The organism is Pseudomonas sp. BN607, assembly GCF_029871175.1.
In the GTDB taxonomy this organism is placed as follows: Bacteria; Pseudomonadota; Gammaproteobacteria; order Pseudomonadales; family Pseudomonadaceae; genus Aquipseudomonas.
This window is the reverse complement of sequence record NZ_SSOE01000019.1, coordinates 156,542-171,881: the sequence shown is the minus strand read 5'-3', so window position 1 is coordinate 171,881 and position 15,340 is coordinate 156,542. Positions and strand designations below refer to the sequence as shown.

General features: G+C 61.8%; 9 protein-coding genes and 1 tRNA gene. 9 read left to right on the top strand and 1 reads right to left on the bottom strand.

What is annotated here, in order from left to right:
- Nucleotides 1–129 precede the first annotated feature (129 nt).
- The 5 genes from rpsU to E8E68_RS02470 all read left to right on the top strand — a co-directional run bounded on the left by rpsU (nucleotide 130) and on the right by E8E68_RS02470 (nucleotide 8,609).
- The gene (gene rpsU, locus E8E68_RS02490; RefSeq protein WP_003255575.1) at nucleotides 130–345 is read left to right on the top strand and encodes a 30S ribosomal protein S21; all 216 of its coding nucleotides are present in this window, start codon (nucleotides 130–132) and stop codon (nucleotides 343–345) included.
- Nucleotides 346–648: 303 nt separating this feature from the next.
- Complete coding sequence (gene dnaG / locus E8E68_RS02485) at nucleotides 649–2,631, top strand: DNA primase (RefSeq protein ID WP_280339518.1); 1,983 nt, start codon at nucleotides 649–651, stop codon at nucleotides 2,629–2,631.
- 67 nt (nucleotides 2,632–2,698) lie between these two features.
- On the top strand, nucleotides 2,699–4,549 hold the full coding sequence (rpoD, locus tag E8E68_RS02480) for an RNA polymerase sigma factor RpoD (protein ID WP_266030683.1): 1,851 nt from the start codon (nucleotides 2,699–2,701) through the stop codon (nucleotides 4,547–4,549).
- Between the two features lie 223 nt (nucleotides 4,550–4,772).
- Nucleotides 4,773–8,516 carry a bifunctional diguanylate cyclase/phosphodiesterase gene (locus tag E8E68_RS02475; protein ID WP_280339515.1) on the top strand — a complete coding sequence of 1,248 codons (3,744 nt, stop codon included), beginning with the start codon at nucleotides 4,773–4,775 and terminating at the stop codon, nucleotides 8,514–8,516.
- Nucleotides 8,517–8,532: 16 nt separating this feature from the next.
- Nucleotides 8,533–8,609, top strand: a tRNA-Ile gene (locus E8E68_RS02470).
- A gap of 126 nt (nucleotides 8,610–8,735) precedes the next feature.
- Here E8E68_RS02470 and E8E68_RS02465 read toward each other — a convergent pair.
- Nucleotides 8,736–9,290 carry a serine acetyltransferase gene (locus E8E68_RS02465; RefSeq protein ID WP_280339513.1) on the bottom strand — a complete coding sequence of 185 codons (555 nt, stop codon included), beginning with the start codon at nucleotides 9,288–9,290 and terminating at the stop codon, nucleotides 8,736–8,738.
- Nucleotides 9,291–9,462: 172 nt separating this feature from the next.
- On the opposite strand from E8E68_RS02465, the gene E8E68_RS02460 reads away from it, so the two are divergent.
- The 4 genes from E8E68_RS02460 to pqqF all read left to right on the top strand — a co-directional run bounded on the left by E8E68_RS02460 (nucleotide 9,463) and on the right by pqqF (nucleotide 15,194).
- Nucleotides 9,463–9,924, top strand: coding sequence for an Lrp/AsnC family transcriptional regulator (locus E8E68_RS02460; RefSeq protein WP_110745867.1), 462 nt, complete (start codon nucleotides 9,463–9,465; stop codon nucleotides 9,922–9,924).
- Nucleotides 9,925–10,258: 334 nt separating this feature from the next.
- Entirely contained in the window at nucleotides 10,259–11,941 is a 1,683-nt protein-coding gene (locus E8E68_RS02455; protein ID WP_280339510.1) for an NAD(P)/FAD-dependent oxidoreductase, read from the top strand.
- Nucleotides 11,942–11,955: 14 nt separating this feature from the next.
- The gene (locus tag E8E68_RS02450) at nucleotides 11,956–12,750 is read left to right on the top strand and encodes a carbon-nitrogen hydrolase family protein (protein WP_280339509.1); all 795 of its coding nucleotides are present in this window, start codon (nucleotides 11,956–11,958) and stop codon (nucleotides 12,748–12,750) included.
- A gap of 143 nt (nucleotides 12,751–12,893) precedes the next feature.
- Nucleotides 12,894–15,194, top strand: a complete 2,301-nt coding sequence (gene pqqF, locus E8E68_RS02445; RefSeq protein ID WP_280339507.1) for a pyrroloquinoline quinone biosynthesis protein PqqF — start codon at nucleotides 12,894–12,896, stop codon at nucleotides 15,192–15,194.
- The last annotated feature ends 146 nt before the right edge of the window (nucleotides 15,195–15,340 follow it).

Genomic DNA, 15,340 nt, shown 5'->3' with positions numbered 1-15,340 from the left:
CGATCAGAGGCTTTGCATTCCGGCTTGCTAAGGGTTAACATCCGCAACCCTTGAAAACCGACGTTCTCCAGCACACCTTTGTTTTGCCAGGAGCACGTCTACCCCGGTAATGAATTAAGGTAGCCCTGGATGCCAGCCGTCAAAGTTAAAGAGAACGAACCCTTCGACGTAGCTCTGCGTCGTTTCAAGCGCTCCTGCGAAAAAGCCGGTGTACTGGCTGAAGTTCGTAGCCGCGAGTTTTACGAGAAGCCGACCGCAGAGCGTAAGCGCAAAGCAGCAGCTGCTGTTAAGCGTCACGCCAAGAAAGTTCAGCGCGAACAGCGCCGCGCCGTTCGTCTGTACTAATACAGACGTTCATCGCAAAGCTTCTGCCCTGCCCGGCTAACCGCCGGGCGATGGCAGTGGTCTTTTTACACTTGGGCAGCTAGCCCAAGGCCCTGCACAAGCTTCATGCGAACTGCATAAAGGGCAACCTGCCTGAAACGTCAGAGCTGGTCCTCCTTGCTGTATGACCAGACGTGCACGTCCGACTGACGAGCCCCCAGGGCTGGCGACGAGCACACATTCCCTCGCACTTCCCCAAGCGGCACCCGCCCCATTCGGCGCGCGAGCGATTAGACTTGCCAGTTGCCAGATGACGAGACTGCCATGGCCGGGCTGATTCCCCAGAGTTTCATTGACGACCTGATCAACCGCCTCGACATCGTCGACGTGGTAAGTTCGCGCGTCCAACTGAAAAAGACCGGCAAGAACTACTCCGCCTGCTGCCCGTTCCACAAGGAAAAGACCCCTTCCTTCACGGTCAGCCCCGACAAGCAGTTCTACTACTGCTTCGGCTGCGGCGCCGGTGGCAACGCCCTGGGCTTCGTGATGGACCACGACAACCTGGACTTCCCCCAGGCGGTCGAGGAACTGGCCCGCGCAGCAGGCATGGAAGTACCCCGCGAACAAGGCCGCCGAGACAACAAGCCCCGCCAGCCTACCGATTCGCCGCTGTACCCACTGCTGGATGCCGCCTCGGAATTCTACCGCCAGGCCCTGCGCAGCCACCCGACTCGCAAGGCGGCGGTGGATTACCTCAAGGGCCGCGGCCTGTCCGGGGAAATCGCCCGCGACTTCGGCCTGGGCTTTGCCCCGCCCGGCTGGGACAACCTGCTCAAGCACCTGGGTGCCGATACCCTGCAACAGAAGGTGATGATCGACGCCGGCCTGCTGATCGAGAACGCCGAAAGCGGCAAGCGCTACGACCGCTTCCGCGACCGAGTGATGTTCCCGATCCGCGACAGCCGCGGGCGCATCATCGCCTTCGGTGGCCGGGTGCTCGGCGACGACAAGCCCAAGTACCTGAACTCCCCGGAAACCCCGGTGTTCCACAAGGGCCAGGAACTGTACGGGCTTTACGAAGCGCGCAAGCACAACCGCAACCTCGATGAAATCATCGTGGTCGAGGGCTACATGGACGTCATCGCGCTTGCCCAGCAAGGCCTGCGTAATGCCGTGGCCACCCTCGGCACCGCCACCAGCGAAGAGCACCTCAAGCGGCTGTTCCGCGTGGTGCCCAGCGTGCTGTTCTGCTTCGACGGTGACCAGGCCGGGCGCAAGGCCGCTTGGCGAGCGCTGGAGTCGACCTTGTCGAACCTGCAGGACGGCCGCCGTGCGCGCTTCCTGTTCCTGCCCGAAGGCGAAGACCCGGACAGCCTGGTGCGCGCCGAAGGCACCGATGCCTTCATGGCCCGCATCAACCAACACGCCCAGCCGCTGGCTGACTACTTCTTCGAGCAACTGGGCGTCGAAGCCGACCCGCGCTCGCTGGAAGGCAAGGCGCACATGGCAACCCTGGCCGCACCGTTGATCGAAAAGATCCCCGGCGCCAACCTGCGCCAGTTGATGCGCAACCGCCTGAAGGAAATTACCGGCCTCGACCCACAGCAGGTAGAGCAACTGGCGCAGCAGGCGCCAGCTGCCAACAGCGTGCCGGACTACGACCCTGGTTATGACTATGACGCCATGGCCAGCTACACCCCCGACTACGGCGACATGCCACAGTACGACCATGCCCCTGTACACCAGGAGCAGGAGTGGAAGCCGAACAAGGGTGGCAGCAAGAAGCCGTGGAGCGACAAACCGTGGGACAAGAATCGCAAGGGCGGCAAGCCCTGGCAGCACCGCGACGAAGCGCCTCCGCGGGTGCCCGCGCCGGTTGAGCCACCTACGCTGGCGGCCCTGCGCACCTTGCTGCACCACCCACTACTGGCCGGCAAGGTTGAAGACGCCAGCCACTTCGCCGACGAAGAACACCTGTACAGCCAGCTGCTGGTATCACTGATCGAAGCCGCACAGAAAAATCCTGGGCTAAGCTCAATGCAGTTGATCGCACGCTGGCATGGCACCGAACAGGGCCGCCTGCTGCGGGCCCTGGCAGAAAAGGAATGGCTGATCGTGGCCGACAACCTTGAACAACAGTTTTTCGACACTATAACTAGCTTGTCCGCCCGCCAACGCGAGCGCAGCCTGGAACAACTGCTCAGGAAATCACGTCAAAGCGAATTGACCAGCGAGGAAAAAACCCAGCTCCTCGCCCTGCTGAGCCGGAATGTTCCCGCACAAACGCCGACCTCATCTGGCGCGTGAGGCCCATGCTCGGGTATAATCCTCGGCTTGTTTTTTGCCCGCCAAGACCTTCAGTGGATAGGGTGTTATGTCCGGAAAAGCGCAACAGCAGTCTCGTATCAAAGAGTTGATCACCCGCGGTCGTGAGCAGGGCTACCTGACTTACGCGGAGGTCAACGACCACCTGCCTGAGGATATTTCAGATCCAGAACAGGTGGAAGACATCATCCGCATGATCAACGACATGGGGATCAACGTATTCGAGAGTGCTCCGGATGCGGATGCCCTTCTGTTGGCGGAAGCCGACACCGACGAAGCCGCGGCCGAAGAAGCCGCTGCTGCGTTGGCGGCAGTTGAAACCGATATCGGCCGCACGACCGACCCGGTGCGCATGTACATGCGCGAAATGGGTACTGTCGAGCTGCTGACACGCGAAGGCGAGATCGAAATCGCCAAGCGTATCGAGGAAGGCATCCGTGAAGTCATGGGCGCTATCGCCCACTTCCCGGGTACTGTCGACTACATTCTCGGCGAATATGACCGCGTCACCGCCGAAGGCGGCCGTCTGTCCGATGTCCTCAGTGGTTACATCGACCCTGATGACAATATCGCCGCCCCGACCGACGAAGTGCCGGTCCCCGGTGCCAAGGCCCCTGCGGCCAAGGAAGAATCGGACGACGAAGACGAAGAAAGCGAAGGCAGTGACGACGAGGAAGAGGCCGAAAGCGGTCCCGACCCAGTTGTCGCAGCCCAGCGCTTCGGCGCGGTCAACGACCAGCTTCAGGTCACCAACAAGGTCCTGAAGAAAAACGGTCGCGGCCACAAGGAAAGCATCGAGGCCCTGCAGGCCCTGGCTGACCTGTTCATGCCGATCAAGCTGGTACCGAAGCAGTTCGAAGTACTGGTTGAACGTGTACGTGACGCCTTGAACCGTCTGCGCCAGCAAGAACGCGCCATCATGCAGCTTTGCGTCCGTGATGCCCGCATGCCACGCGCCGACTTCCTGCGCATGTTCCCGAGCAACGAAACCGACCAGACCTGGAGCGGTGACCTGGCCAAGCGCAACACCAAATGGGCTGCAGCCCTGGGTGAAAAGGACGCTGCCATCGTCGCTTGCCAGCAGAAACTGATCGACCTTGAGACCGAAACCGGCCTGACCGTTGCCGAGATCAAGGAAATCAACCGTCGCATGTCGATCGGTGAAGCCAAGGCCCGCCGCGCCAAGAAAGAAATGGTCGAGGCGAACCTGCGTCTGGTGATCTCCATCGCCAAGAAGTACACCAACCGTGGCCTGCAGTTCCTCGACCTGATCCAGGAAGGCAACATCGGCTTGATGAAAGCGGTGGACAAGTTCGAATACCGTCGCGGCTACAAGTTCTCGACCTATGCCACCTGGTGGATTCGTCAGGCGATCACCCGTTCGATCGCCGACCAGGCACGCACCATCCGTATTCCGGTGCACATGATCGAGACGATCAACAAGCTCAACCGTATTTCCCGGCAGATGCTGCAGGAAATGGGTCGCGAACCGACCCCGGAAGAGCTGGGCGAGCGCATGGAAATGCCTGAGGACAAGATCCGCAAGGTACTGAAGATTGCCAAAGAGCCGATCTCCATGGAAACCCCGATCGGTGACGACGAAGATTCGCACCTGGGCGACTTCATCGAGGACTCGACCATGCAGTCCCCGATTGACGTGGCCACGGTCGAAAGCCTGAAAGAAGCTACCCGTGACGTGCTCTCAGGGCTGACCGCACGCGAAGCCAAAGTGCTGCGCATGCGTTTCGGTATCGACATGAACACGGACCACACCCTTGAAGAGGTGGGCAAGCAGTTTGACGTAACGCGTGAGCGTATCCGTCAGATCGAAGCGAAGGCGTTGCGCAAACTGCGCCACCCGACTCGCAGCGAGCACTTGCGCAGCTTCCTCGACGAGTGATGACAAAACCCCGGCCCAGGCCGGGGTTTTTCTTTTCCGCCTGTCGCGCAGAATCCGGTTTTTATGGTGATCGTTGCAGGAGCGGTGCATGCCATGAAGGCAATGTGCCCTACCCAAGGCCGCAAGGCCCTGTTGTATCGGACAAAAGACCCCTCCTTCCACCGTACACCTGCCGCAATGCCCGTCTACACTCGACTTCAGACCATCTGAATGCGAGGCCGCCATGCCCTTCAAGCCGGCCATCCTGTTGCTGCTCCTGGTTTTGTGGAACACAACGGCCGGCGCGCTGACCCTGACAGACGAGGAGAAAGCCTGGCTGGCTGCCCACCCGCAGCTCAGCCTGGGCGTAGACGCCTCTTGGCCACCGTTCGAGTTTCGCGACCAGGAGGGCCGTTACCAGGGACTGGCCGCCGATTACATCGCCACGATCCAGCAACGCCTGGGCGTAGCGTTCAAGCCGGTCGAGCCCAGCAGCTGGACCGAGGTACTGGCGCAGGCGCGGGAAAACCGCATCGACCTGCTGCCAGGCATCATGTCCACCCCCGAACGCCAGGTTTACCTGGCCTTCACCCGCCCCTATCTCGATTTCCCCATCGTGATCCTCGCGCACAAAGGCGGCGCGCAACCGCGAAACCTGGATGACCTGTATGGCCTGAAAGTCGCGGTGGTCGAAAACTACGCGCCGCACGAGCTGCTACGTACCCACCACCCCGATCTCAACCTGGTCGCCCTGCCCAACGTCAGCTCGACATTGCAGGCCTTGGCCACTGACCAGGTGGACGCTGTCGTCGGTGACCTCGCGTCAAGCATCTGGAGCCTGCGCCAGTTGAAGCTTGATGGCCTCTATGTCAGCGGCGAAACGCCATACCGCTATCAGCTGGCCATGGCCGTGCCCCGCAACAACCAGGTGCTGGTCGGCATTCTGGATAAAGTGATGGCCGACATGAGCAGCAGCGAAATCAGCCAGATCCAGCAGCGTTGGGTGGGCAATGTGGTAGACCAGCGGATGTTCTGGTCGGATTTGCTGGTGTACGGCTTGCCGACAGTGCTGTTGTTGATGGGCGTACTGGCCGTGGTCATCCGCATCAACCGTCGGCTCAGCTCGGAAATTTCCCGACGCATTGCCTTGGAACAGGAGCTGCGCAGCAGCGAGTACCACTATCGCGGCCTGGTCGAGAGCCTGTCAGCCATCGCCTGGGAAGCAGATGCCAACGACTTCACCTACAGCTATGTATCGCCGCATGCCGAAGGCCTGCTGGGCTACCCCCTGGCTGACTGGCTGAAACCTGGCTTCTGGCGCAACATACTGCACCCGGAGGACGCCCTCTGGGCTCAGGCGTACTGCGACAGTGAAACCGCCGCCGGGCGTGACCACAGCCTGGACTACCGGGTAATACGCGCCGATGGCCAGCCACTGTGGGTGCGCAATATTGTCAGCATGATCGAGCACGGCCATCAGCCGGTAATGCGCGGTTTGATGATCGACATCAGCGAAACCAAGCGTACCGAGGACGCCCTGCGCCTGTCCGAGCAGAAGTTCGCTTCGGTATTCCAGCAGTGCCCCGATATCCTGCTGATAGCGCGCCACAGTGATGGCTGCCTGCTGGAGGTAAACGAGGCTTTTGAAGAACAGATCGGCCTGACGCCGGGCCAGGTGATTGGCCGCACAGCCACCGACCTTAACCTGTGGGGTGTTGAAGGCAGCGGGCCGCTGGTGCTCGAACGCTTGCACCAGGGCGGTATCCGCAATCTGGAGATGAGCTTCCGCCGTAGCAACGGCCAACTGTTCACCGGCCTGACCTCCGCCGAAACCTTCGAACTCGACGGCACGCCGGCGCTGGTGGTGGCGGTACGCGACATCAGCCAGCTCAAGGAAACTCAGCAGCAACTGCAAACCTCGGAAGAAAAATTCGCCAAGGCGTTCCATGCGTCACCCGACGGCCTGCTGCTGTCACGCCAGAGCGACGGTTTGCTGCTGGAAGTAAACGAAGGCTTCTGCCGCCTCACCGGCTACGACCTCAACCCGACCATTGACCAGACGTCACTGGACCTGGGCATCTGGGTCGACCTCAACGAGCGCAAGCGCCTGATCGACCAGCTCAACCGCGACGGCTTCGTGCGCGATTTCACCTGCCATATCCGCCGCAGCGACGGGCAGATCCGCCTTTGTGAGCTATCTGCGCGGCCGCTGCCGATTACCGGCGTGGACTGCATGCTGACCATCGCCCGTGACATCACCGAACGCCACCTGATGCAGGAAAAACTGCAGCTGGCCGCCACCGTATTCGAGAACACCGCCGAAGGCGTGCTGATTACCGACATCGACCAGCGCATCAGTGCCGTCAACCGCGCCTTCAGCGAAATCACCGGCTACAGCGAGATCGAAGCCCTCGGCCAGACCCCACGCCTGCTCGCCTCCGGCCAGCACGACAGTGCCTTCTATGTCGCCATGTGGCACCAGCTGACCGCTGAAGGCCACTGGCAGGGCGAAATCTACAACAAGCGCAAGAACGGTGAACTGTACCCCAGTTGGCTAACCATCAGCGCCGTGCGCAACAGCGAACGCGAGGTCACCCACTTTGTGGCGGTTTTCGCCGACATCTCCAGCATCAAGCACGCCCAGGCCAAACTCGACTACCAGGCCCACCACGATCCACTGACCGGCTTGCCCAACCGCGCCCTGTTCGAAAATCGCCTGCAGGCTGTGCTCACCTGCGCGCAGGTATCCAACCGCCAGGGCGCGGTGCTGTTCCTCGACCTCGACCGCTTCAAGCACATCAACGACAGCCTCGGCCACCCGGTCGGCGACTTGCTGCTCAAGGGTATCGCCCAGCGCCTTAAGGAGCAGGTACGCGACGTAGACACCGTGGCCCGCCTGGGCGGCGACGAGTTCATTATCCTGCTGCCCGGCCTGCACAAGCCGAGCGACGCCAGCACCATCGCCAACAAACTGCTGGCCTGCTTCAACGCACCGTTCCAGGCTGGCGAGCACGAGTTCTTTACCAGCGCCAGCATCGGCATCAGCCTTTATCCACAGGACGGCACCGACGTCGCCACGCTGATCCGCAATGCCGACGCCGCCATGTATCGCTCCAAAGCCAAGGGCCGCAACCGCGTCGAAGCCTACACCCTCGACCTCACCGCCCAGGCCAGTGAGCGCATTGCCCTGGAACATGAACTGCGCCGCGCCGTGGAACGCAACGAAATGAGCCTGTGCTTCCAGCCCAAGCTCAGCCTCAAGACCCAGAACCTGGTGGGCGCCGAAGCGCTGATCCGCTGGAGCCACCCGACCTTCGGTGAAGTGCCGCCAGAGCACTTCATCCACCTGGCGGAAGAAAACGGCACCATTCTCCAGCTCGGTGACTGGGTGCTGGAGCAAGCCTGCCGGCAGATGCAGGCCTGGAAGCAGCACTACGAACCATTCGGCCCGCTGTCGATCAACCTCGCCGGCGCCCAGCTACGCCACCCGCACCTGGCCCGGCGCATCGAGCAACTGCTCAAGCACTACCAACTCAAGGCCGGCGACTTGCAGCTGGAGATCACGGAAAACTTCATCATGAGCCAGGCCGAAGAGGCCCTGGCCGTGCTGTACCAGTTGAAGAAACTCGGCGTACAGCTGGCCATCGACGACTTCGGCACGGGCTATTCCTCGCTCAGCTACCTCAAGCGCCTGCCACTGGACATCCTCAAGATCGACAAGTCGTTCATCCGCGGCCTGCCCGACGATCCCCACGATGCCGCCATCGCCCGCGCAATCATCGCACTGGGCCGCAGCATGCAGTTGACGATCATTGCAGAAGGTGTGGAGAACCAGGCCCAGCAGCGTTTTCTGGCGGCCGAAGGGTGCGAACAAATCCAAGGCTACATCGTCAGCCTGCCGCTGCCGCCAGAAGAGTTCGCGGCTACGTTTCTTCGCATAGCACTATCGGATCTTTCAGATGGCACAGCTGCGAAACCCTCGTTATAATCCGGCCACTTACTGAGGGCCTATAGCTCAGTTGGTTAGAGCAGAGGACTCATAATCCTTTGGTCCACGGTTCGAGTCCGTGTGGGCCCACCAGATACCAGAAAGCCGCGCAATGCGCGGCTTTTTCTTGTCTGGCGATCAGATGGCTACGCTCGCATCTCCATCGTACGCAGTAAGGTAGGGACTGTTCCTTGCCCATCGCTGCCAGGCAACGATCCCCTACCCCTCCCGCAACCACATCTTGACCTGCCGCTGGTTATAGAAAGTCATACCTGCCGGAATATCTCGGTTAACCAACGACATCGCGCCAATCACCACGTCATCGCCAATGTCGATACGGTCGGCAACGATGCAACTGCCGGCACCCATGCTGACGTTGTCACCAATGCGCAGGGCGTACTCATCCAGCCCCAGGGTCTTGATGCCGATCGAGCAGTTCTGGCGGATGAAGAAATTGCGCCCGATGCTCACGTGCCGGGTAATCACCACACCCGGCAGGTGCGCGATGCGCAGGCCGGGGGCGATCTGGGCGCAGATGTCGATATCCACGGCGTACTTCAGGTTGAGGCGCTGCTGCATGCGCCTAGCGTGGCGCCGGGCAAGGCCACCGCGAGCGTCCAGATATTGGGCCAGGCGGTAAGTGAAGAGAAAATGTAGTTTGTTGTCCTTGCGTGCGCGGCGCAGCACGTTGAACAGCAGGCTGATGCGGCGTCCGGGCCTTTTCTTGTTGGAGACTTCCAGTCGCCAGCATTCGAGCAGGTGGTCGAGGTTCACGCTCAGGTTCCAGTTGGACTAGCACTTCATCATGCCGAATTACTGCCGAAGACGCAGCCCCCGGAGCGTATGCGTTCCCATTGTGGGACCGCGTTAGCAGGGGGTGGGGAACTAGCCTTGCCCTGACTGGCACTGGCTGGCTAGGCTATCAGGCCAACCGTAGAGACTTGCCATGTCGGACTTCCGCTCCATCACGCTGGATGAAATCGACCGCCAGCTGATTGCCCTATTGCAGATCAACGCCCGCGAAAGCGTTGCCACCCTCGCCCGCCAGCTGGGTATCGCCCGCACTACCGTCAACTCGCGACTGGAGCGGCTGGAGAAGAACAAGGTTATTTCCGGCTATGGGGTACGCCTGGGCCAAAGCGTGACAGGCGGCGGGCTGCAGGCGTATGTCGGGATCAAGGTGCAGCCGCGTTCCGGGAAGGAGGTGGTGCGGCGCCTGAGTGCCATGGGGCAAGTGCAGCAGCTGTGTGCGGTAAGCGGCGAGTTCGACTATGTGGCCTGGTTGCGTACAGACTCGCCTGAACAACTGGACCAATTGCTCGACCAGATCGGCAGCGTCGACGGCGTGGAAAAGACCACCACGTCGATCATTCTCAGCAGCAAGGTGGATCGCGGGCAACCGCTGTGATCAATCAGGCCTCCTGCCCGTCGAGCAGTCCCTGCAGAATTGCCGAAGGACTTTGTGTGGTGGGTTGCAGTTTGACAGGTGGTAAGAGCCAGACATTTGCAGCGCCTGTGAGATCGAGCGCCGCGCGGGCGGCGCTCGATTTCACACCCACCCCAAAGCTAAAGACAAGCACTTCGTCAAAAACAACATCACTATCGTCAAATAGACGAAACAAACGACATTAAGACAACACTCTGCACCTTAATAACGAACAGCCCACTCCCTAAAATGACCCCCAGGCATCTCCTATACTCAGGCTCCGCTACCCGCCCAGCCTCTCTGGCAAGGTCACTTCATGAACAAGAAAAACCGCCACCCCGCCGACGGCAAGAAGCCGATCACCATCTTCGGCCCGGACTTCCCCTTCGCCTTCGACGACTGGCTGGAGCATCCGGCAGGCCTGGGCAGCATTCCGGCTGAGCGCCATGGTGAGGAAGTGGCCATCGTAGGTGCCGGTATCGCTGGCCTGGTGGCGGCCTACGAGCTGATGAAAATGGGCTTGAAGCCGGTGGTGTACGAGGCCTCCAAGCTGGGCGGCCGGCTGCGCTCGCAAGCCTTCAACGGCACCGACGGGATCATCGCCGAACTCGGTGGCATGCGTTTCCCGGTGTCGTCCACCGCCTTCTATCACTACGTAGACAAGCTGGGCCTGGAGACCAAGCCTTTCCCCAACCCGCTGACCCCGGCGTCGGGCAGCACCGTGATCGACCTGGAAGGCCAGACCTACTACGCCGAAAAAGCCACAGACCTGCCGCAACTGTTCCACGAAGTCGCTGATGCCTGGGCCGACGCGCTGGAAAGCGGTGCCCAGTTCGCCGATATCCAGCAAGCCATCCGCGACCGTGACGTACCGCGCCTGAAAGCGCTGTGGAACAAGCTGGTACCGCTGTGGGACGACCGCACTTTCTATGACTTCGTCGCTACCTCGCGTTCATTCGCCAAGCTGAGCTTCCAGCACCGCGAAGTGTTCGGACAGGTCGGCTTCGGCACCGGCGGCTGGGACTCGGACTTCCCCAACTCGATGCTGGAAATTTTCCGCGTGGTGATGACCAACTGCGACGATCACCAGCACCTGGTGGTCGGCGGGGTGGAGCAAGTGCCACAAGGTATCTGGCGCCATGTGCCGGAGCGCTGCGTACATTGGCTAGAGGGCACCAGCCTGAGCGCGCTGCATGGTGGCGCGCCACGTACCGGGGTGAAGCGCATCGCACGCGCCGCTGATGGCCGCCTGGCCGTCACCGACAACTGGGGGGATACCCGCCACTACAGCGCCGTGCTCGCCACCTGCCAGACCTGGCTGCTGACCACCCAGATCGACTGCGAGGAATCGCTGTTCTCGCAGAAGATGTGGATGGCCCTGGACCGCACCCGCTACATGCAGTCGTCCAAGACCTTCGTCATGGTCGACCGGCCGTTCTGGAAGGACAAGGACCCGCAAACCGGGCGCGACTTGATGAGCATGACCCTTACCGACCGGCTCACCCGCGGCACCTACCTGTTCGACAACGGTGACGACAAACCGGGGGTGATCTGCCTGTCCTACGCGTGGATGAGCGATGCGTTGAAGATGCTGCCGCACCCGGTGGAAAAGCGCGTGCAACTGGCCCTGGATGCGCTGAAGAAAATCTACCCGAAGACCGACATTGCCGGGCATATCATCGGCGACCCGATCACCATTTCCTGGGAGGCCGACCCGCATTTCCTGGGCGCCTTCAAGGGCGCACTGCCGGGCCACTACCGCTATAACCAGCGCATGTACGCGCACTTCATGCAGCAGGACATGCCAGCCGAGCAGCGCGGCATGTTCATCGCCGGTGACGACGTGTCGTGGACGCCGGCCTGGGTGGAAGGCGCAGTGCAGACATCGCTGAATGCGGTGTGGGGTATCATGAATCACTTCGGTGGCAGCACCCACCCGGACAACCCAGGCCCGGGTGACGTGTTCGATGAAATCGGCCCGATCGCCCTGGCAGACTGACACAAGGAGACGCCATGCTCATTGCTCTGTTCCAGGGCGAACCCAAGCCACTGGACGTGCCCGGCAACCTGCAACGGCTGCGCGACCAGGCGCAGCTGGCAGCCAAACGCGGCGCACAGCTGCTGGTGTGCCCGGAAATGTTCCTGACCGGCTATAACATCGGCCTGGCCCAGGTGGAGCGGCTGGCCGAAGCCAACGATGGCCCAGCGGCGATGGACGTGGTGGAGATTGCCCAGGCGCACCGTATCGCTATCGTCTATGGCTACCCCGAGCGTGGCGATGATGGGGCGATCTACAACAGTGTGCAGTTGATCGATGCACAGGGCCGCAACCTGAGCAACTACCGCAAGACTCACCTGTTCGGAGAGCTAGACCGCTCGATGTTCAGCGCCGGCTCCGATCACTTCCCGGTGGTGGAACTGGAGGGCTGGAAGGTCGGGCTGCTGATCTGTTACGACATCGAGTTCCCGGAGAATGCCCGACGCTTGGCGCTGGACGGTGCCGAACTGATCCTGGTACCGACGGCGAACATGACCCCGTACGACTTCATATGCCAGGTCACCGTGAGGGCGCGGGCGCAGGAAAACCAGTGCTACCTGGTGTATGCCAACTATTGCGGCGCGGAAGACCCGATCCATTATTGCGGGCAGAGCAGCATCATCGGCCCGGATGGCAGCCTGCTGGCGATGGCCGGGCGGGATGAGTGCCTGCTGCTGGCGGAACTGGAACATGAGCGGGTGGTGCAGGGGCGGGAGGCATTTCCTTACCTGACAGACCTGCGCCAGGCGCTGCACCTGCGTAGAGGCTGACGGCCCACTCGCGGGTATGGCCACTCCCACAGAATTGGTGTCGATCTGCACATCACACTGAACCTGTGGGAGCGGGCCCGCCCGCGAAGAGGCCGGGCCTGCTCACACAAATGGGTTAGCATGAACACCTGCCCGGAGTTCCCATGCCTGAAACCACCCGCCACCTCACCCTCGCCAACGGCCTGCAACTGACCCTGCGCCACGCCCCGCGCCTGAAGCGTTCGGCCGCCGCACTGCGGGTGCACGCGGGCAGCCACGATGCCCCGACGCAATGGCCCGGCCTGGCGCATTTCCTTGAGCACCTGTTCTTTCTGGGCACCAAGCGCTTCCCGCTGGAAGATGGCTTGATGCGCTATGTGCAGGCTCTGGGCGGCCAGGTCAACGCCAGCACCCGCGAACGTGCCACCGACTTTTTCTTCGAAGTGCCACCCAATGCCCTGAGCGGAGGCCTTGAGCGCCTGTGCCAGATGTTGGCCGCCCCGGACCTGGGCATTGAACGCCAACGCCGCGAGCGGGAAGTGATCCACGCCGAGTTCATCGCCTGGTCGCGCAACCCCCAGGCCCAGCAGCAGTTCGCCTTACTGCAGTCAGTGTCACCGGGGCATCCGCTGGGTAGTTTTCAGGCAGGCAATCGATACACGCTGGCCCTGCAGCATCCAGCCTTCCAGCAAGCGCTTGCAGGCTTTCACGAGCGTTTCTACCAAGGCGGCCAGGTCACCTTGAGCCTGTGCGGGCCGCAGCCGCTGGATGAGCTTGAGCAACTTGGCCGACAACATGCCGAGCTATTCGCCGCAGGTGAGCAGGTGCCGCAAATGCCGCCGCCGCCACTGCCAGCGACGGCTACCCCGCTGGTCTTCTCGCACGAGCACCTTCCCAGCGGGGCCGAGCAGGCGCTGGAACTGCTGATAGCCTGCCTTGACGACAGCCGCCCCGGCACTTGGCTGGGTGCACTTCGCGAACGTGGCTGGGTGCAGGGCTTCAAGGCCGAAAAACTGTATGCCCATGCCGGGCAACTGTTGTGGCAGCTCGACCTGAAGCTCAGCGCCGACGCCTGCCCGGACGACGCCTGCACCCTGCTGCACGGTTGGTTCGGGCTCATCCACCGGGCTGATCTTGAGCAGTTGAACCAGGAATTCGGCCTGCTGCTGCGCAGCCGCGAGCAGGCCGCCAGTGCGCTTGAACTCGCCCGCCGGGACAGCTCCGGCCAGCCGTTCGCCAAACTGGATGCACAGGGCTTGCAGGCGCTGCGTGCCTTGCTTGATGGCTTGCCACGCAGCGATCAAGGCCAGTGGCAATTGCCCCAGGTCGAACCATTGCTGATGGCTGATTTGCCCCACGCCAGCACGCAGCCTGTGCCTGCAGCACTGAAAATCTGTGACCAGCTCCCTGCTGCCCGCCAATACGCGGCACTCTATCTGCGCTGGCACGTACCTTCGCCGCTGCGCCATCACCTGCACGGCGTGCTTGAACAGGCACTGGTGCCCCTGCAAGAACGCTGTGCAAGGGCCTCGGTGCAACTGCAGTTCACGACTGCCGGGGAATACTGGCAGTTACGCTGCACCGGGCAGCCGGCAGCGGTGTTGCACGCCGTGGAGCAAGCCTTGGCATTGGTGGTCAAGCCGCCAGCTAGCTGCTGGCAGCCCTGCACACCGCAGCCGCCGGCCCTGATCCCGATTCGGGCCTTGCTCAAGCAGCTGCCGGATGCAGTACTGGGCACCCTGCCCGCCGCCGCACCTGCCTGCACGCTGCAACAAGATCAACTCGACCACCTGTGGCAGCAGTCGCACTGGCAGGGCTTGGCCGCAGGCTTCGACGATGCCGCATTAAATACCTTGGGGAACGTTTTGCAGCACTGCCCGGGGCAAGGCGGGCAACCTGAGCCTGTGCCCAGCTGGGTCAACCATCGCTGGCAGCACGCCGCTGTGTCAGGCAGTGAACACGCCCTGCTGCTGTTCTGCCCCCTGGCGGCGGCCGAAGAAGCGCCGGGCCGCTTGCTCGCCCAGTTGCTACAAGGGCCGATCTACCAACGCCTGCGGGTCGAGCTGCAACTTGGCTATGCGATTTTCAGCGCCTTTCGTCAGGTCGAAGGCGTCGGCGGCCTGCTGTTCGGGGTGCAATCACCACACACCAGCCAGGCACAGGTCCTCGACCACCTGCGCACCTTGCTAGGCCAAGGCGTTACCCTTGACCCGGCAGCTCGCCAGGCGTTGGCCGAACAATTCGACGAGGCCGCCATGGCCAACGCAGACGTCGCCGAATGGGCATGGCAGACACACCTGGCCACACAACCCGTCAGGTTGGATACCCTACGCGCAGCTATCCTGAACACGCGGCAGTCGGATCTGGACCAGTTGCTAGGCAACCTGCTCGATGCGGGTGCCAGCTGGCTATGCCTGGCCAACGCTGCCGCGCCAGATACTTCCTGGCAGGTCGCAAGGCATTAATTGTTACGCCAACTGCAATGGCACTTTTCGAATAATTAACCTTTCGGTACAAATTTTTCTTGTAAGATAGCGCAATCCCAGTTCCGGGAACCTCCTGCGTCTGGCGGTACCCAAGTAGTAGCTGAGCAACCTCAAACCCATCCGGA